The following is an 18720-nucleotide window of genomic DNA, read 5'->3' on the forward strand; positions in this document are numbered from 1 at the left end:
TGGAGCGGGAAACGAGACTCGAACTCGCGACCCCGACCTTGGCAAGGTCGTGCTCTACCAACTGAGCTATTCCCGCAACTACCTTAAAACGGCCGTACAGCATTTGGTTGCTTGCGCTACTGTACGGGAGCCGAATTATAAGAGCAGTCATTCCAATTGCAAGGGCTTTTTTGTCACTGTGCAGCCGTTCGCTCAAAAGCTGGCCGAACTGCCGATTTTAGCAACCGGGCGACGGCAACCCCTTGCCGGGGACTCAGATTTTGAAGACGTGGCTGCGGTAGAACTGCAGTTCGGCGATGGACTCGCGGATGTCGTCCAGCGCCTGGTGGGAACCGCTCTTGGTGAACTTTTCCAGCAGCTCCGGCTGCCAGCGGCGCACCAGCTCCTTGATGGTGCTGACGTCGACGTTGCGGTAGTGGAAGAAGGCTTCCAGCTCGCCCATGTGCTTGACCATGAAGCGGCGATCCTGGCCTATGCTGTTGCCGCACAGGGGGCTGGTGCGCTCCGGCACCCACTGGCGGATGAACTCGAGGGTCTCGGCCACGGCACGGGCCTCGTCGTGCTCGCTCGCCTTGACCCGGGCCACCAGCCCGCTCTTGGTATGGGTGTTGACGTTCCACTCGTCCATCTTGGCCAGCTCTTCATCGCTCTGGTGAATGGCGATGACGGGCCCTTGTGCCAGCACGTTCAGATCCTTGTCGGTGATGATGGTGGCAATCTCCAGAACCACGTTCTCTTCGGGGTCCAGCCCCGTCATCTCCATGTCGATCCATACCAGGTTCTGCGCGCTGACTGTCATGATTGCTCTCTCTATTGGGAGGAATGGCGGAATTTTGCCAATTTGCATGTATCATACTGGCTTTGGATCTGTTCATAAACTGGCGAATCGAGTGGCAAAGAAAGCAAAACTCAATCTGGGTCAACAGAGGCGCGTTCAGGCCAACCGCGAGCGGCGGCTGCAAAAAGATCACACCACTGTGGTGGATGACACCCTGTTTGGCCCGGCCATCGAAGGGGTGGTGATCAGCCGCTTCGGCCAGCATGCGGACGTGGAAGCCGTCGACGGCACCATACACCGCAGCAACCTGAGGCGCAGCAGCATCAACAGCCTGGTGTGCGGTGACAAGGTGGTGTGGCGTCCCGGCCTCAATGCCGCGACCGCCGGCGTCATCGAGGCGGTGCATCCCCGTCACTCCGTGCTGACCCGGCCGGACTTCTACGACGGGGTCAAGCCCATCGCCGCCAACATCGACCAGATAGTCATCGTCTCGGCGGTGATGCCCGAGTTCTCCACCAACATAGTCGACCGCTACCTGGTGGCCGCCGAGGATGTGGAAATCGCCCCCCTCATCGTGCTGAACAAGGTCGACATGCTGGACGAGGCGGCCCGCACCCGGGTCGAGGGCCAGCTCGCCGCCTACCGCAAGCTCGGCTACCCGGTGATCCTGGTGAGCTGCGAGAGCGGCGAGGGGCTCGATGAGCTGAAGGCCGCCCTGACCGACAAGATCAGCATCTTCGTCGGCCAGTCCGGGGTGGGCAAGTCGTCCCTGACCAACGCCCTGATGCCGGGGCTCGGCGTGCTCACCGGCGAGATCTCCGAAAACTCGGGGCTGGGCACCCACACCACCACCACGGCGCGGCTCTATCACTTCCCGAGCGGCGGCGATCTCATCGACTCCCCCGGGATCCGCGAGTTCGCCCTCTGGCACCTGGAAGCCGATCGCATCACCTGGTGTTTCGTGGAGTTTCGCGACTACCTCGGCAGTTGCAAGTTCCGCGACTGCACCCACAAGGACGATCCCGGCTGCGCCCTGCGGGCGGCGGTCAGCAGTGGCGCCATCAGCCCTGACCGCTTCCACAACTATCACCGCATCCTGGAAACCATGCAGGAAGCCCGCCACGGTCGGCAACAAGCCCGGCTGTGACCCAATCAACCTCCCTCTTTTTAGAAAGAGCAGATGAAGATCATGAGCATCACTGACAACCTGAAAATTGCCGGTCAATACTGCCTGCCCAAACACGCCCTCTCCCGCCTGGTCGGCAAGCTTGCCGCCGCTGAGGCTGGCAACCTCACCACCCGGGTGATCGAGGCCTTTATCAAGCAGTACGGCGTCGACATGAGCGAGGCACTGCACGAAGATCCGGCCCACTACGCGAGCTTCAACGCCTTCTTCACCCGCGAGCTCAAGCCGGGGATCCGCCCCCTGGTCGAGGATCCCATGACCCTGGCCCTGCCGGTGGACGGCACCGTCAGCCAGCTCGGCCCCATTAACCAAGGCCGCATCATCCAGGCCAAGGGCCACGACTACAGCGCCCGCGAGCTGCTGGGCGGCTTCGAGGATCTGGTGGCGCCGTTCAAGGATGGGGACTTTGCCACCATCTATCTGGCGCCCAAGGATTACCATCGCATCCACATGCCGCTGGACGGCGTGCTGGAGAGCATGGTGTTCGTGCCGGGGGATCTCTTCTCCGTCAACCCGCTCACCGCCGAGAACGTGCCCAACCTGTTCGCCCGCAACGAGCGGGTGGTTGCCACCTTCCGCACCCCCCACGGCCCCATGGCGCTGGTGCTGGTTGGTGCCACTATCGTCGCCAGCATCGAGACCATCTGGGCTGGCAACATAGCGCCGACCAAGCAGAAGGAAGTGGTGCGCTGGGATTACAGCGGCGACGAGGCCATCACCCTGCAAAAGGGCGCCGAGATGGGCCTGTTCAAGCTCGGCAGCACCGTAGTCTGCCTGTTTGGCCCGGGCATGCTGGCCGGTTTCGACCCCCACCTGGCCAACGGCGTCACCACCCGCATGGGTCAGCCTTTTGCCAAGCTGGCGGAGCAGGCATGAGTGACCAGTCGAAGCCTGCTAGCTCGCAGAAAAACAACCCGCTGCACGGGCTGACCCTGGAGGCGATCGTCACCGCCCTGGTCGAGCACTACGGCTGGGAAGCCCTGGGACAGCAGATCAACATCCGCTGCTTCACCGAGGATCCCAGCGTCAAGTCCAGCCTGAAGTTCCTGCGCAAGACTCCCTGGGCGCGAGAGAAGGTAGAGAGCCTCTATCTCTACGTTCAACGCAAACAGGCCAAACAGAAGGAAGACCCCAGTGGCGTTTAAGATTACCTACACCTACAAGAAGCAGGCCAAAGAGATAGGCTACGCCAACGACAAGTTCAACAGCATCTACGACGCCATCGCCGCGGCCGAGGGGCTGGATCTCTCCAGTTTCCACGCCATGGAGGCCCAGCTGGCCCAGGTGTGCCGCCGCGACAAGAAGAGCGTGAAGGACTACAGGGAGAACTACTTCAAGGAGTTGGGCTTCTCCAACGTCGTGATCGAACGGGACAATCTCGAAGACAAGCAGGAGTGAGCATGCGAACCCTGACTCTGATGGCCGCCTCCCTGCTGCTGGCGGCCTGCAGCACCCAGACTCCCCAGCTGGTCGGCAACGATCAGGATGCCCACGGCTGCCGTGCCAGCGCCGGTTACCAGTGGTCCCCCCTGCTCGGCCAGTGCGTACGCCTGTTCGAACAGGCTGTACGCCTGCAATCCCTCGAGGCCACCGAGACCGGCAGCGCCTTCGTGCTGTTCAACGCCGATCAGAGCAAGGCCGAGCTGACTCTGCCAAGCGGCGAGCTGATCCCCCTTGACCGCCAGGGCGAGGAGGGAAACTGGTCCTGGCAGGGAGGGGCCTACCAGCTCTTCCCCTGGAAGGGCTATGTGCTCAAGTCCGGCGAGCGGGCGCTGTTTCACGGTGACAGCGCACTCCAGCCCTGATCCCCTGAGATAAGCATCCATCCCCCCGGCCCAGCCGGGGGTTTTGTTTTTGGAAAGCGCAAACCATGGCCGGCAGGCCAGCCCGCAGACAAAAAAGCCACGCCCGTGGGGCGTGGCAAAGGTAGGCAGGGTCACTCAACTTGCTGGGACCAGCAGGGACTGGCCGGCAGACCGACAACCTGGCGGCAGGGCGGCGTCAGAGCCGCCCCATCCAGGCTCAACGGTCGATGGCGTCCAGCACCCGGGCTGAATAGACCATGGCAGCCCCGGCATTCATGGCAACGGCGACCCCCAGTGCATCGGCAATCTCCGCCCGGCTGGCCCCCTGCTTGAGGGCGGCATCGGCATGGACGGCGATGCAGCCATCGCAACGAGTCGTGACGGCCACCGCCAGCGAGATCAGCTCGCGAGTCTTGCCATCGAGTACGCCGCTCTTGCTGCCGGCGGACGACAGCTGCTGATAACCCTTGAGGGTATCCGGGCTCAGGGTGCCCAGCTCCATGACGCGGCCCATCAACTGTTTGCGGTATTGATCCCAGTCTTGCATTTTGACTCTCCGGTGTGACAGAACAGGCCCCTGCCTGCTCGATGAAGCCAGTATTGCATCGAGACTTGAGTCGTTTAATACTTTAAAGACGCAAATAACAGTCAAATAGAATCATGAACCAGATAGACCAGCTGATCAGCCAGGCCGGCATCCAGGGCACGTTCGATGTGCGCTGCCTCTATCGCGGCGGTTTCAGGCTGCCCCACGCGCAGAGCCCGGCCGGGGTGATGCCGTTTCACCTGCTGATGAAGGGAGAGATCCGGGTCACCACGGCGCAGGGAGACGACGTGGCACTGCGCCCGGGCGATCTGCTGCTGCTGCCCGGTGGCGAGCCTCATACCATCTGGCGGGAAGGCGACCCCCTGACCCTGGCCGAGCCGGGCGACGGGCTGCTGCCACAGAGGGGCGATGGCGGCGATCAGGTGGAGTTTCTGTGCGGCGAGTACCGCTATCAGGGACCGCTGCGGCCGCTGTTGCTGGATGCCCTGCCCAGCCCGCTCTGCATCCCGCTGCTCGCCAGCGAGTCGCAGCAGGCGCTGAGTCTGGTGCTCTGCCTGATCCGCCAGGAGCTGCTGCGCGAACAGCAGGGCTCGGGGGCTGTGCTGACGGCCCTCAGTCAGGTGCTGCTGGCCATGGGGCTGCGGGCCCATGCCAGCGATCCACACGGGGCGCTCGGGCTGGTCGGCGCCCTGCAAGACCCCAGGCTGGGCCGCTCGCTGCAGGCCATGCTGGCCGACCCGGCTCACCCCTGGAGCGTGGATGAACTGGCGGCGCTGGCCGCCATGTCCCGCGCCACCTATTTTCGCCACTTTCGCCAGCGGCTGGGCTGCAGCGTCTGGGAGTTCATGGTGCGGGTGCGGATGGTGCGGGCGGCCGAGCTGCTGCGCCACCCGGATCAACTCCCCCTCGGCGAGGTGGCGCAGCGGGTCGGCTATCAGTCGGAGGCCTCCTTTGCCAAGGCATTCAAGCAGTCGAGCGGGATGGCGCCTGGCCGCTTTCGCCAGCAGGGCTGGCCGGCCCTGCCCGGCTAGCGGGCCAAAAACAAAAACCCCGTTGCAGGCAACGGGGTTTTTGCTGGCACTCGGCGCGACTTAATTGCCGAGGGTGGAGAACAGGCTCTGTTCCAGGCTGCCACGGGAGACGCACACCGGGGTGATGGAGGGTGCCAGCACGCGCTCGCCGGAGGACTCGACGAAGTAGAGCTGGGTGTTGCCCTTGACGTTGACGGTCGCCACGCTGTTGTTGCCGCTCTGGGTGATGATCAGGTTGATCTGCAGATTGGGGTTGCCCAGTGCGACCTTGGAACCCATGGTGCCGCAATCCAGCCACTCCAGCCCCTCGGCCGAGTTTTCGACGTTGGCGGTCATCAGACCTGAGCCACGCTGGCTGTTTTCGATGTTCAGACCGTGATCGCCAAACCACTTCTCGGCGCGGGCCCACACCAGATCCACCGGAATTGCCATCTCCTGGGTGTTGTTGGTCGCCTTGGCAACCGGCGGGGTATAGCGGTACTGCTCGCCACCATTGTTGTCACTGGCACAACCCACCATCAACAGGGCCAGGGCGCCCCCCATTATCTTCTTCATGCTGCTTCTCTCGTCCATAAGGCCATAGGCCAACCGGCGGCTATTATGGCGATCACGACACAGACTGTCAGCAGGGATCCTCATAAATGGCGGATTCTTAACCCAAGCTTTACAAAACTGACCTGTTATCATAGATTTGCTCGAAGTCTCCCCCGTGAGTGCTCACGTGAATTCTTCGCTCTCCCTGGCGCTGCTGCAGCAGATCATCGACCAGTTACCCATGAATATCTTCTGCCGGGATACGGCCGGACGGTACCTGTTTGCCAACAAGGCTTTCGCCCGGGAGGCCGGGCTGCCGCAGCCGAGCGACCTCATCGGCAAGACGGACGCCGAGATGCCCTGGGGCGATCTGTTTCGCGAGGAGGACGGGCGCCTGCTGGCCGAAGGCAAGCCCCTGCTGCACCAGCAATTGCACTGCCACGGTGGCGCCGGCGCCAACTGGATGGAGATCCACAAGGTGCCGCTCTATGACGAGCAGGGCAACCCCCTCGCCCTCTTTGCCATGGTCAGCGCCATCGACCAGCGCAAGGAGCTGGAGCAGACCTTCCGCCAGCAGCAGCTGCTGCAACGCCGCCTGCTTGACGCCATTCCGGATCTCATTCGCCTCGAAGATCACCAGGGCGTGCTCATCGACTGCAATCAGGCCTTCCTCGACTTCATGGGGCTGACGGCAAGCGATGCCCTGGGTCGGCGAGTGCCCCCCCGCCTGCCCGTCGAGCAGACCCTGGGACAGGGGGAATATTGCGTGGTGGATGCCCAGGGCAAGGGGCGCCACCTGGAGGTCACCCGGGTCGAGGTGCCGGACGACGAGGGCAACTCCCTCGGCATCCTCACCCTGAGCCGCGACATCACAGGGCTGCGCACCACCCAGGCCCAGTTGCAACAGGAGCAGCACTACGACAGCCTCACCGGCCTGCTCAAGCTCTCCCACTTCCTGCAGACCAGCCGTCACCTCGGCGCCCGCAAGGCCAGCCTGCTGCTGGTGGATCTGCAACATTTTCGCGAGATCAACGATCGCTTCGGCATCCGGGTCGCCGACCGGCTGCTCAGCCAGGTGGCGCGCCGCCTGCAACGGCTCGCGCCGCCCCAGTCCCTGCTCTGCCGGGTCGCCGCCGATGACTTCGCCCTGCTGCTGCCCGAGCTTCCCCTCTCCCTGGATGAGTGGAGCCGCAACCTGCAACAGGAGCTGATGGCCCCCTACCAGGTCGAGGAGCACAGGATCCAGATCCCGGTCTTCCTCGGCATCGCCCACGGCAAGGCCAAGGAGGCCGAGCGCCTGCTGAGCCACGCGGAAGCCGCCCTGGCCCAGGGCAAGCGCCAGCAGCAGCACTGCACCCTGTTCGACCCCGAGCTAGACGCCAAGCTCAAGCGCCGTCAGCACATCGCCGCCCAGCTGCCGCTGGCCATCAAGTCGGCCGAGCTGACCGCCGTCTACCAGCCCATCATCTGCACCCACAGCAACCGGCTGCACGGGGCCGAACTGCTCTGCCGCTGGCCTCATCCTGAGTTCGGCATGATCTCCCCCGACGAATTCATTCCCCTGGCGGAAGAGCTGGGGCTCATCGGCCAGCTCGGCCAGCTGATGCTGGAGCTGGGTTGTGCCCAGCTGGCCCGCTGGCAGGTGGCGGCGCCGGATCTGGTGCTCTCCATCAACCTGTCACCGCTGCAGTTCCGCGACCCCGAACTCTGCCCGCAGATCTTCGACTGCATCGAGCGCCACGGGCTGGCCCCCTGGCAGCTGGAGCTGGAGATCACCGAAGGGGTGCTGATGGAGAATGCCGACGAGATAGAGAGCAACCTGGCCTGCCTCATCGAGGCTGGCTTCCAGCTCGCCATCGACGACTTCGGCACGGGTTACTGCTCCCTCGCCTATCTGCCGAGGCTGCAGGTGGCCACCCTCAAGCTCGACAGAAGCTTCACCCAGGGGCTGGCCAGCAACCAGGCCACCACCGCCATAGTGCGCTCCGTCATCGGGCTCGGCCATGAACTCGGCATCAGGATCACCGCCGAAGGGGTGGAAACCGTGGAGCAGCAGGCCTGGCTGGCCCAGGCGGGCTGCGATCGCCTGCAGGGTTACCTGTTCAGCCGCCCCCTGCCCCCCGCCGAGTTTGCCCGCAACTACCAGTTGCCGGCCTGAGACACCGCCAACAACAAGGCCACCCGAGGGTGGCCTTGTTGTGTTTGCAGACGGTGCACACTGGCACATCGACTCTGGCGCGCTTACTCCTGGAAGTAGGTGCCCCAGCCGTCGTAGTCCACGCCATATTTTTCCAGGATAGGCAGCATCTTCTCGATGTCGGCCACTATGGTCTCGATATCCAGCTTGCACTCCACTGTGGCATCGAAGCAGAAGATGGTGGCGCCATCGTCCAGCTCCATCTCCTCGGCATCTGTCACCTCAAAGCCGGCCTTGAACAGGTCGACCGCCGCCTTCTCCAGCAGATCGAAGTCCTGGCAGGCAAAGTGGTGCTCAATCTCGTAGTCCAGACTCGGATTGCTGCCATCGGCCAGCAGCTCGTTGACGATGGCGGTGGTCTCGTCGCGCCACTCTTGCATGTTGATACTCATATAAACCCCAGGCGGTATTGGATGGATGTCAGCCCCTGCTGGCAGGCACGCTGCGGCCGCGTCGGCCCGGGTCGCCGCCAGGGGATGGTTGCGGCAAAGCATACCCGCAGAGCGCAACGGGCTCAATGCGGCGAACCAAGATAACTGCCTTGCCCGCTCCCCACCAAAGGGGGGTGTCCGTAAAAAGGTCAAAACGTGCAATAACCCGCCTTTGACAGGCACAGTCCCCTCCGGCTTGAGGCAAGCAAGACAGATTGCAGGCTCTTTGGGGATCGGTGTTTCCCACCCTGGAGGTGCCGATGACAGAGGGTCAGCCCGGGAGCATGACAGAACTCGCTTGAATGACACACCCTCAGAAGCAAGGCGCCCGCTCATCGGCTCGCCCCTATGATGGGCCTGGGTCATGGCCGTCACTGAGTCATGACGCCCGTCCAGGGGGAATCCGCCCCCCCCCCTTTTGCCCGGGTTGCCCATGAAAACGGCACGACAGGGCGGAAAAACGGATGAAACAGGGCCGATTGTTCGGTTATCGAGCGAACGATGCCACAATCTGCCCCCGGCGGTTGACACCTCGGCGCAGAAAGGGTTTAATGCGCGCCGTTGCCCAGATAGCTCAGTCGGTAGAGCAGGGGATTGAAAATCCCCGTGTCGGCGGTTCGATTCCGTCTCTGGGCACCAATAATTCCTCCTTAGTTCAGTCGGTAGAACGGCGGACTGTTAATCCGTATGTCGCTGGTTCAAGTCCAGCAGGAGGAGCCAAATTCGAAAGGCCCGCTCATCTGAGCGGGCCTTTCTGCATCTCCCCTTCCCGAAATGTCATCCCCTAATAGCGATTCTCGTCACCGTGCCAGACATGGCCGGCAGAACATGCCCGGGCGACCTCGTGACAAGGATCATCGGCATGAGAGCGAAAGAAGTGCTGATCTTGTTGCAGCAGGAGCGAACTCATCGAGTGGCTGATACCGGCCAGAGCCTCGCCAGCGGTCAATCCTGCAACCCGGTGATCTGTGGCCAAATGAGCCAGTACCCGTTCACGACTATTCATGATCGCCTCCCTCTGTGGATCCCGTCGTAAATTGACCATAGCAGCAGGTATCAGACTACCGCAAACCCGCGCCGGCAAAGGGCTCCAGGCCGGTCCACCCCTGCTGGAAAAGGGAGACAAATGAAGAGGCCCACCCTGTCGGGTGGGCCTTTCATGGCTGCTAGCCGCCGTTACAGGCCGCCAGCAACAGGGTCGCCCCGCAGGTGGCGCTGAATACCAGCAACCCCGCCTGCAGCACGCCCTCAGGATCCGTCTCTTTTCTTCTCTTTCTGAACCTTATCCATCGCGGCTTCATCGAGCCCACCTCATCCTGTTGTGTCCAGCTCCCCTGCCCTCCTCGGCAGGCCGCTCATCTTGATCCCGGTTCAGCTCAAGGTCAATCGGTCCGCAACAATAAAGCGGCCGGGCGCTCGGGAGAGGGCCTCGTTATGGGGCCGCTCAATATCGGGAAAACCGGCGTGACCCGTCTGCGAGCCGGGGCTATGATGAGGCCGACGATTTCCGATCCCAGGGAGACCCCAGATGAGCAGCCCCTTGCACTATGTGCTGGATGGCATCCATTGCGAGCCACACTTCTTCACCGTGCCCCTCAACCACCAGAAACCGGATGACGAGGAGAGCATCACCCTGTTTGGCCGCACCCTCTGTCGCCAGGACAGGCTGGATGACGAGCTGCCCTGGCTGCTCTATCTGCAGGGGGGGCCGGGCTTTGGCGCACCGCGCCCGACCGCGAGCGGCGGCTGGATCAAGCGGGCCCTGCAGGAGTTTCGGGTGCTGCTGCTCGATCAGCGCGGCACCGGCCACTCCAGCCCCATCAGCGCCGAGGCGCTGGCCGGGCTCACCCCGGGGGAGCAGGCGGATTATCTCGGCCATTTTCGCGCCGACAGCATAGTGCGGGACGCCGAATACATTCGCGAGACCCTGAGCCCGGACCGGCCCTGGAGCCTGCTTGGCCAGAGCTTCGGCGGCTTTTGCAGCCTCACCTACCTCTCCCTGTTCCCGGACAGCCTGCACGAGGTCTACCTCACCGGCGGCGTGGCCCCCATAGGTCGCAGCGCGGACGAGATCTACCGCGCCACCTATCAACGGGTGGCGGACAAGAACCGCGCCTTCTTCACCCGCTTCCCCCATGCCCAGGCCATCGCCAACCGGCTGGCGACCCACCTGCACCGCCACGACGTGCGCCTGCCGAACGGCCAGCGCCTGACGGTGGAGCAGTTGCAGCAGCAGGGGCTGGATCTCGGCGCCAGCGGCGCCTTCGAGGAGCTCTACTACCTGCTGGAGGACGCCTTCATCGGCGAGCGGATCAACCCCGCCTTCCTCTACAAGGTGCAGGCCATGCAGCCGTTCAACACCAATCCGGTGTTCGCCATTTTGCACGAGTCCATCTATTGCGAGGGGAGCGCAAGCAACTGGGCGGCCGAGCGGGTCAGGGGGGAGTTTCCGGCCCTGGCCTGGGCGCCCGGCAAGGATTTCGCCTTCACCGGCGAGATGATCTTCCCCTGGATGTTCGAGCAGTTCCGCGAGCTGATGCCGCTCAAGGAGGCCGCCCACCTGCTGGCCAAGAAGGCCGATTGGGGCCCCCTCTACGACCAGGCGAAACTGGCCAAGAACCCCGTGCCGGTCGCCTGCGCCGTCTATGCCGAGGACATGTACGTGGAGTTCGACTACAGCCGCGACACCCTCAAGGGCCTTGGCAACAGCCGCGCCTGGATCACCAACGAGTACGAGCACAACGGCCTGAGAGTCGACGGCGAGCAGATCCTGGACAGGCTCATCCGCATGAATCGGGATCGCTGATCCTGCTCGGGCGACGAGCCCGCCATAAAAAGAATATCGAGGGCGGCCCATGAGCCGCCCCGCCCTGTCGGAAGCAACACAAAACAACAAGGACACCCTTTGGATCATCCGGAAACCTCGGCCGGCTGGCTGAGCCGCCTCTTCTATCACTGGACGGGCCCGCTGCAACGCAAGGGGCTGACCGAGCCCCAGGTCGGTCTCGACGATCTCTACCCCCTGCTGCCGGAAGACAGGCGCGACGCGCGGGCCGATGTTTTCCTCGCGCTCACCGCCGCTGCGCCGGTGCGCCCCTGGCCCATCATGGCCTTTATCTGGCGCCACTACCGTCGCCGTATCGGCCTGCTCACCCTGCTGCAGCTGATCGGCATGCTGGCCACCCTGGCCAGCCCCTGGCTGCTCAACCACAGCATGACCCAGCTCGGTACCGATGCCAGCACCGGCCACAAGCTGCTGCTCGCCTTCGCCCTGTTTGCCTCGGTGCTCGCCGCCGGCATGCTGGCGGAGCACTCCCTGCAGCTGGCGCTCAAGATGCACGTCCCCATTCGCCGCCTGCTGGCCGAATCCCTGCTCGCCAAGGTGATGAAGCTCGGCGGCAAGAGCTTCGATGACAGGGCCGGTGGCCGGGTACAGAACCTCATCAACCGGGACGTGTGGGACATCACCTGGATATTGGCCGATCCCGCCATGCCGCTCACCATGGCACTGCAACTGGCGGGCACCATAGCCCTGCTGGTGTGGCAGGTGGGCAGCGCCGGTCTGGTGGGCTTCGCTGTGCTCACCCTGCTGCTGCTGCTCTCCACCCGGGTGGTGCGCCGCATGAACCAGCAGGAGCAGCAACTCAAGCGCCAGCAGGACGAGCGCAACGGCATACTGGCGGAGTACATCAAGAAGCTGCGGCTGGTGCGCCAGAACGGCCTCGGCGCCTTCTTCACCCGGGCGGCCAACGCCAAGCGCCAGCAGGAGCTGGGGGTGCTCGGCCGGGTGCTCAAGCTCGATGCCATCAACAGCTTCCTGATGATGAGCACCCCGCTGCTGGTGACGCTCGCCACCTTCACCACCTATCTGGCCTCGGGCCAGAGCCTGACCCTGCCCCAGGTGTTCACCACCATAGCCCTGTTCGCCGTGCTGCGGATCCCCATGATGCGGCTGCCTTACCTCATCCGCACCCTGATCAACTTCAATACCGGTTTCAACCGGCTGTGCGAGTTTCTGAGCAGCCCGGAGCAGCATCGGGATCTCGGCGATCCCAGCCTGCCCGTCGGCAGCCTGCGGCTGGAAGAGGTCACCGCCCTGCACCAGCAAAAACCGGTGCTGCAGGGGGTCGGTCTGCACATCGAGCCGGGGGAACTGGTGGGGATCACAGGAGCAACCGGGGCGGGCAAGAGCTGCCTGCTGCACCTGGTCGCCGGCTTTGACAACGGCTTTGAGGGGGTTGTCCGTCGCAACGGCCGGGTGGCGCATCTGGGCCACAAGCCCTGGCTGATGAACGACAGCATCCGCAACAACATTCTGTTCGGCCAACCCTGGGACGAGGCACGCTACCACTGGGTGCTCGGTGCCTGCGCCCTCACCACGGATCTGGGGCTGCTGAGCCACGGGGATCAGACCCTGGTGGGTGAGCTCGGCACCCGCCTCTCCGGCGGCCAGCAGCAGCGGGTCGCCCTGGCCCGCGCGCTCTATGCAGAGGCCGACATCCTGCTGCTGGACAACCCCTTGTCTGCGCTGGATCCCATGGTCTCGGCCCAGGTGCTGGAGCAGGGGCTCGCCTTCAAGCCTGGGCCGACCCGGCTGCTGGTGAGCCACGACCCGGATGTGCTGGCCCACTGCGATCGGGTGATCCGCATCGAGCAGGGCCGCCTGGTGGAGCTAGACGCCCACCAGCTGGCGGATCTCATCCAGCACCCGCAGCCCACTCCTCCGGTCCCTCCCCAGGAGGCGGAGCAGTTCAGCGAGGAGAAGGTGGTGGAGGGCAAGGTGGACTGGGGGCTGTTCGGCTTCATGTGGCAGCGCCTGGCCGCCCCCGGCGCCATCCTGATCGCCCTGCTGCTCACCCTGGGTCAGGAGGGGCTGCGCATCGCCTCGGATCTCTGGCTCGGCGGCAAGGCCGAGGTGAGCGATGTGAATACCCTGCTCGGCATCTATGTGCTGCTGGGGGCGGGATCGCTGGTCTGCATCATGGTGGTGCGGGTCATCAACTACAAACTCGGCCTCAAGCTGGCCTGGACCCTGTTCGACGGCATGCTGGGCCGCATCAGCCGCGCCCCCATGGCGTTCTTCGACAAGGTGCCCCAGGGGCGCATCCTCAACCGCTTCGACCGGGATCTCGGGGAGGCCCAGGAGGTGCTGCTGTCCATGCTGATGGGGCTGTTCGGCATGCTGGTCTCTGTGGCTCTGCAGGTGGTGGTCATCGGCATCAACATGCCGCTGCTGCTGCTCATCGCCCCCCTGGTGGGCTGGGCGCTCTACGTGCTGCAACGGCGCTACCGGGCGGTACAGCTCAAGCTGCGGCGCCAGTCCTCGGTGCTGCGCTCCCCGCTCTACATCAGCATCAGCGAGACCATTCGCGGCGCCCCCGCCCTGCGTCTGGCCGGGGCCGAGCGCTTCGCCCTGGATCAGGTGCTGCATCACTATGACAACAACCTGCGCAGCTGGTACACCACCACCTCCATCAACCGCTGGCTCGGCATGCACCAGACCCTGCTCTCCGCCGCCCTGGTGGGGGCAGTGGCACTGATGGTGGCCTTTGGCAACAGCCCGCTGCTGGGGGCCGTGGCCATCACCTACGCCTTCACCGCCTCGGCCATGCTCAACTCCCTGATCCGTACCTTCGCCGAAGTGGAGCAGGTGATGAACGCGGTGGAGCGGGTGCGTGAATACAGCGAGATAGAGAGAGAGCGCCAGGAGGGAGAGGCCCTCGCCACCCCCCATCCGGCGGTGCGCTTCGACAACCTGGGGCTGCGCTACCCGGGCGCCAGCCAGTGGGCCCTGCACAGGGTCAACTTCGAGCTGGCCCCCGGCGAGAAGGTGGGGGTGTGCGGGCGTACCGGGGCAGGCAAGAGCTCCCTGCTCGGGGTGTTGCAGGCCATGTATCCGGCCTCCCAGGGAGAGATTTACTACGGCGATCAGCCGCTCTCTGCCCTGGCGCCGGAGGCGGTGCGCGCACTCTATGACACCGTCTCCCAGATCCCCCTCACCTTCTTCGGCACCCTGCGCGCGAATCTCGCCCCCCTGAGCGAGCAGAGCGACGCCGCGCTGGAGCAGGCGCTGGCCCGGGTCGGCCTGGCCGAGCGCTGCGCCGGTCGGCTGGACGAGGATCTCGACCGGCTGCAACTCTCCGCCGGCGAGACCCAGCTGCTGGTGATCGCCCGCATCCTGCTGTCGCGCCGCCCCCTCATAGTGCTGGACGAGGCGACCTCGGATCTCAGCCACGGCGGCATGCGCAAGATGGCGGAGCTGCTCTATCGCTACCGGCCACAGGCCAGCTATCTGGTGATAGCCCACCATCTGGAGCCGCTCTTGTCGGTGGACAAGGTGGTGGTGATGGAGGCTGGCACAGTGGTGGAGCAGGGCTCCCCGGTCAGCCTGCTGGCCAATCCGGGCTCCCGCTTCCACCAGCTGTTCGCCGGTCAGGTGAACCGCCAGGTGGGGGAGCTGACGGGCTGAAACAAAAAGGGCTGCCCGCGGGCAGCCCTGCTCGTCGTGCGTCTCAACGCTCCATGATCTGGGTGATGTCATCCTTGTTGATCAACATCTCCCGCCCCTCTTCGTCGTAGTAGCGGTACATGCCCGTGTCCTCATCCAGCCTGGGCTTGCTGTCGGTGGTAATCATCTTCCCGTCCCGGGTGCTCATGATGTATTGGGAGCTGCACGCCACCAGCCCCAGCATGCACACCAGGATCATCATCAGTCGTTTCATTGCCTATCCCCCCCCTTCACTCTCACCACTAGGTTCATAAGTGAAGCCTAGCTCAGGCGGATTCAGGGCCGCGTCGCGACGAGAAACAGATGGATAGAAAATGAAATTTAAAGTCAACACCCAAGCAAGTACTTCCATTCAGATTCAACAAAAAAAGATCACACAAAAAAACAAACACAGAAACACCACAAAAGAAACAAGTTGACTACACAATGCATCATTTCTCACTCAAAAAATCAGAGATTGAGAATCATCCGACATTCAGACTGAGAATTGTCTGATATATGTTGCAAAAAAATACGCTTTTGATAGATTCCGACACTGAATTCAAATGGCAACCTAATTACTAAATCCATCAATAACTCATCTTTTTCGCCCCATCGGATGCGACACCTTCTGTCTGGCGATCAAGATCCATAACAAAAAAATTACATTTCATGCCGATATGTCATTCGGATGCGGTAGCTATGTCTGTTTTACCTCCAGTCCAGATGGACACCACGATGAGCCCCTCATTGAGTCAATTCACAATACTGTGACAGAGCAGCAATTTGATGCTGCTTGTGTGATGCCCTTATGTCGCCAATATATGGTGGTCACAACCCGTACTGATTGCACAGTACACGAGTCAGTGAGCAGTTAAATTAACTGCCAACAATAAAACATAAGAATTCATACACAGATATTGCAATGAGAAAGCCCAATCCTTTTACAGGAAATATCACATAAAAAGATCATCCACTTAAATTTATGAGTGAGCATGATTTAATTTATGTCGATCACTTGTAGCAGTCAAAACAAACACATTGCAAGGCTTTACGTAAAATGAAAGTTATAACAGCGTCATGGATTTTAGCTGCGATTAGTTTGAATATATTCGCTGCACCGCAGATAAGCCCGCAGATGATGGAGCAATTCAAGCGTCTGCCACCGGCAGAACAACAGGCTCTGGCAAAGCAGTATGGTATATCCACTGAACAGCTAAATAGTGCCAGTGCTATTACCCCTGTCACACCATCGGCTCCTGTTGCCGCACCACGTGAACTGGATTATAGCCAGGTATCCCAGCGCCCCCTCGTTGCCGGAGTGGCACAGCCAGGGGATTTGCAACCATTTGGGTATAATGTATTTGCCGGTGAGCCCATCCTGGATGCTCCTATTACCGACATGCCTGTTGCGGATGACTATGTTATTGGCCCTGGAGATGAAATTCATGTTCAACTCTACGGCAAAGAAAATGCGGTTTATGATTTGAGTGTCGGCCGGGAAGGTTTTATTGATTTTCCCAGTCTCGGCCCTATCTCCGCCAGTGGCTTAACCTTCCAGCAATTCAGAAGTGACCTTGAATCCAGGATCAAGGAGCAGATGATAGGTGTAAATTCCTTCATCAGCTTTGGTTCAATGCGTTCCATGCAGGTGTTTGTCATGGGAGACGCCTACCGCCCGGGCGCTTACAATGTCAGTGGCATGGCGACCGTGACTCAGGTATTGCAGGCCGCTGGTGGCATAGACACAGTCGGCTCCTTGCGAAAAATCCAGGTGAAACGCGCAGGGCAAAACGTCATAGATGTGGATCTCTACAAGATGCTTGTCTGGGGTGATACCAGCCAAGACATCCGTTTACAGGCCGGAGATACAGTGTTTGTTCCTGCCAAGGGCAGTGAGGTCGCCATCAACGGGCTGGTCAAGCGCCCCGCCATTTACGAGCTGAGAAATTCGGCGCCGCTGGCGGATGTACTCGCACTGGCTGGCGGCGTCAAAGCCGCCGCGTTGCAAGAAGTCTCCGTAGAGCGCCACTCCGATAGCGGTCTCAGGGTATTCAACCTGACACTGGCCAACGCCCATGATCGCCTTTTCAGTATTCGGGACGGGGACAAGATATCGGTCAAACCGAGCAGCACCGAATATAGCCAGGCCATTGTGGTCAAAGGTGCAGTCGTTCGTGACGGCGTCTACAGCTTCTCTCCCGGTACTCGAGTCAGCACTATATTGCAGAGTGTTGAGCGAGACCTCATTTCGGCTACCGATTTGAGTTACGCTCTGGTGGTCAGAGAGATTGACTCCCAGCGTAATATCAGCGTGATTCAATTCAATTTGGGCAATGCCCTGCAACACCCCGGCGGCAAGGATGATGTCCTGCTTCAGGCCAGGGATCAGGTGCTGGTGTTCCGCAACGATGCTACTGACCGCCTCAGAGAGACTGCGGCGACTAATACAAAAGTAAAAGATCTCGGAACCAAGTCGCAAGAATTGAGCAACGCAGCCATGATGCGCACAGATGCATCCACCGGCGCCAATGTCAAAAGTGATGAATTGAATACCGATAGTCAGGTCAAGCTCTCCTCACTTTCCGATAAAACGGCAACAGATGCCGTTGTGGCTGACTCCAGACAAGCCTTGTTGGCGCCAGTCATCGAGCGCTTGAAAGCGCAGTCGACTCAGGGCCAGCCGGTCAAAATAATGGAAGTCAGGGGGGAAGTGAAATACCCGGGCCTCTACCCACTGACCGAGAGCAGTCGCATGTCCGATGCCATTCTCGCCGCCGGCGGGTTCAATGAGCAGGCCAACATTGTCGAACTATCCCGCGTCAATGAGCGTGGTGACAGCATCCTGGTCCAGAATGAGCGATACTCTCTGGACACAGCCAATAGCCCGTACAGTTCGCCCCTCCTGCAATCCAAAGACAATATCAACGTTCTGCCCCATCCCCAGTGGCGGGAAGAGGCAACCGTCCAGGTCTTCGGTGAAGTGAAATTCCCCGGCACTTACACCGTGCGTCGCGGAGAAAGCCTGCACGATCTGATCGAGCGGGTGGGTGGCATTACTGCCTACGCCAATCCCAACGGTGCAATATTTGCACGTAAAGCCCTGCGCCAGCAGGAAGAGGAGCGATTGGTGATGCTGCGGGATGAACTTCGCCAAGAGATATCGACCATGACGCTGCGCAGGCAGAGCACCATTGCCAACTACAGCAGCTCTCCTGCCGAAGCCATGACGGTTGTGAATCAACTGGAGAACAGCAAGGCCATTGGGCGGATGACCATAGATATGCCAGCCTTGCTCTCCGGAGAAAAGCAATCAGATATATTGCTGGAGGATGGCGATAAATTATATATCCCGACCATGCAGAATGTGGTCTCCATCGCAGGCATGGTGCAATTCCCCTCTTCACATATCTATAAAGAGAACACCAGCATCAATGAGTACATCAGTCTCGCCGGTGGTACCAAGAAGCAAGCCGATACCGATCGCGTCTATGTGATAAAGGCCAATGGCAGTGTGATGTTACCCAATGATAGCTGGTTTGGTGGACGAAAAAATCTTGAACCTGGTGACACCATCATAGTGCCGGTGGACTCTGATTATCTGGATAACCTGAGCATCATGTCTTCCGCCACACAGATCATGTATCAGTTGGGCGTAGCCTGGTCCGCAATCAAATAATGCCATTGAACGCATCATTTTATATTCCATAGGACTCATTACATC

At 61.4% G+C, this 18720-nt stretch carries 16 protein-coding genes and 3 tRNA genes; 12 read left to right on the forward strand and 7 right to left on the reverse strand.

Annotated features, from left to right (window positions below; translation table 11 throughout):
- Positions 1-76, reverse strand: a tRNA-Gly gene (locus tag AC3WR3_RS19775).
- Between the two features lie 177 nt (positions 77-253).
- Positions 254-799, reverse strand: a complete 546-nt coding sequence (gene orn, locus AC3WR3_RS19780; protein WP_139436732.1) for an oligoribonuclease — start codon at positions 797-799, stop codon at positions 254-256.
- A gap of 91 nt (positions 800-890) precedes the next feature.
- Between orn and rsgA the strand changes: the two genes are divergently transcribed.
- Genes rsgA through AC3WR3_RS19805 form a run of 5 tightly spaced genes read left to right on the forward strand, consistent with a single transcriptional unit; the run spans position 891 to position 3769 of the window.
- Positions 891-1925, forward strand: a complete 1035-nt coding sequence (rsgA, locus tag AC3WR3_RS19785; protein ID WP_206667149.1) for a small ribosomal subunit biogenesis GTPase RsgA — start codon at positions 891-893, stop codon at positions 1923-1925.
- Between the two features lie 42 nt (positions 1926-1967).
- Positions 1968-2840, forward strand: coding sequence for an archaetidylserine decarboxylase (gene asd, locus AC3WR3_RS19790; RefSeq protein WP_492293117.1), 873 nt, complete (start codon positions 1968-1970; stop codon positions 2838-2840).
- Complete coding sequence (locus tag AC3WR3_RS19795) at positions 2837-3109, forward strand: VF530 family protein (RefSeq protein WP_202046615.1); 273 nt, start codon at positions 2837-2839, stop codon at positions 3107-3109. Before asd ends, AC3WR3_RS19795 begins: the two co-directional genes overlap by 4 nt.
- On the forward strand, positions 3099-3362 hold the full coding sequence (locus AC3WR3_RS19800; protein ID WP_005327324.1) for a DUF2960 domain-containing protein: 264 nt from the start codon (positions 3099-3101) through the stop codon (positions 3360-3362). The genes AC3WR3_RS19795 and AC3WR3_RS19800 overlap by 11 nt, the downstream gene beginning before the upstream one ends.
- A 2-nt stretch (positions 3363-3364) precedes the next feature.
- Positions 3365-3769, forward strand: coding sequence for a hypothetical protein (locus AC3WR3_RS19805; RefSeq protein WP_492293119.1), 405 nt, complete (start codon positions 3365-3367; stop codon positions 3767-3769).
- Between the two features lie 217 nt (positions 3770-3986).
- Here the strand turns inward: AC3WR3_RS19805 and AC3WR3_RS19810 are convergent, their stop codons facing one another.
- Positions 3987-4316 (reverse strand): carboxymuconolactone decarboxylase family protein, encoded by a 330-nt coding sequence (locus tag AC3WR3_RS19810; protein WP_024945875.1) that lies wholly within the window; start codon positions 4314-4316, stop codon positions 3987-3989.
- A 113-nt stretch (positions 4317-4429) separates the two neighbouring features.
- Between AC3WR3_RS19810 and AC3WR3_RS19815 the strand changes: the two genes are divergently transcribed.
- Positions 4430-5347, forward strand: coding sequence for an AraC family transcriptional regulator (locus AC3WR3_RS19815; RefSeq protein ID WP_492293122.1), 918 nt, complete (start codon positions 4430-4432; stop codon positions 5345-5347).
- Positions 5348-5407: 60 nt separating this feature from the next.
- Here AC3WR3_RS19815 and AC3WR3_RS19820 read toward each other — a convergent pair whose 3' ends face one another.
- Entirely contained in the window at positions 5408-5902 is a 495-nt protein-coding gene (locus tag AC3WR3_RS19820) for a hypothetical protein (RefSeq protein ID WP_265437266.1), read from the reverse strand.
- Positions 5903-6068: 166 nt separating this feature from the next.
- Between AC3WR3_RS19820 and AC3WR3_RS19825 the strand changes: the two genes are divergently transcribed.
- A complete protein-coding gene (locus AC3WR3_RS19825) occupies positions 6069-8039 on the forward strand; it encodes a putative bifunctional diguanylate cyclase/phosphodiesterase (RefSeq protein WP_139436744.1) in 1971 nt (656 codons plus the stop codon).
- Positions 8040-8122: 83 nt separating this feature from the next.
- Here AC3WR3_RS19825 and rraB read toward each other — a convergent pair whose 3' ends face one another.
- Positions 8123-8458, reverse strand: coding sequence for a ribonuclease E inhibitor RraB (gene rraB / locus AC3WR3_RS19830; RefSeq protein WP_025325934.1), 336 nt, complete (start codon positions 8456-8458; stop codon positions 8123-8125).
- Between the two features lie 614 nt (positions 8459-9072).
- On the opposite strand from rraB, the gene AC3WR3_RS19835 reads away from it, so the two are divergent.
- Together AC3WR3_RS19835 and AC3WR3_RS19840 are read left to right on the forward strand one after the other, a co-directional pair.
- Positions 9073-9148, forward strand: a tRNA-Phe gene (locus AC3WR3_RS19835).
- Positions 9149-9153: 5 nt separating this feature from the next.
- Positions 9154-9229: transfer RNA gene (locus AC3WR3_RS19840), tRNA-Asn, on the forward strand.
- Positions 9230-9293: 64 nt separating this feature from the next.
- Here the strand turns inward: AC3WR3_RS19840 and AC3WR3_RS19845 are convergent.
- Positions 9294-9515: a hypothetical protein gene (locus AC3WR3_RS19845; protein ID WP_080675078.1), complete on the reverse strand. Its 222-nt coding sequence runs from the start codon at positions 9513-9515 to the stop codon at positions 9294-9296.
- A gap of 522 nt (positions 9516-10037) precedes the next feature.
- Here AC3WR3_RS19845 and AC3WR3_RS19850 point away from each other — a divergent pair.
- Together AC3WR3_RS19850 and AC3WR3_RS19855 are read left to right on the forward strand one after the other, a co-directional pair.
- The gene (locus AC3WR3_RS19850) at positions 10038-11315 is read left to right on the forward strand and encodes an alpha/beta hydrolase (protein ID WP_492293125.1); all 1278 of its coding nucleotides are present in this window, start codon (positions 10038-10040) and stop codon (positions 11313-11315) included.
- Positions 11316-11414: 99 nt separating this feature from the next.
- A complete protein-coding gene (locus tag AC3WR3_RS19855; protein ID WP_492293127.1) occupies positions 11415-14978 on the forward strand; it encodes an ATP-binding cassette domain-containing protein in 3564 nt (1187 codons plus the stop codon).
- A gap of 43 nt (positions 14979-15021) precedes the next feature.
- Here the strand turns inward: AC3WR3_RS19855 and AC3WR3_RS19860 are convergent, their stop codons facing one another.
- The gene (locus AC3WR3_RS19860; protein WP_041205103.1) at positions 15022-15231 is read right to left on the reverse strand and encodes a YgdI/YgdR family lipoprotein; all 210 of its coding nucleotides are present in this window, start codon (positions 15229-15231) and stop codon (positions 15022-15024) included.
- Positions 15232-16056: 825 nt separating this feature from the next.
- On the opposite strand from AC3WR3_RS19860, the gene AC3WR3_RS19865 reads away from it, so the two are divergent.
- A complete protein-coding gene (locus AC3WR3_RS19865; RefSeq protein WP_492293130.1) occupies positions 16057-18675 on the forward strand; it encodes an SLBB domain-containing protein in 2619 nt (872 codons plus the stop codon).
- Positions 18676-18720 lie beyond the last annotated feature (45 nt).

It is taken from the genome of Aeromonas sp. EU05-FHT14A05, assembly GCF_058791175.1.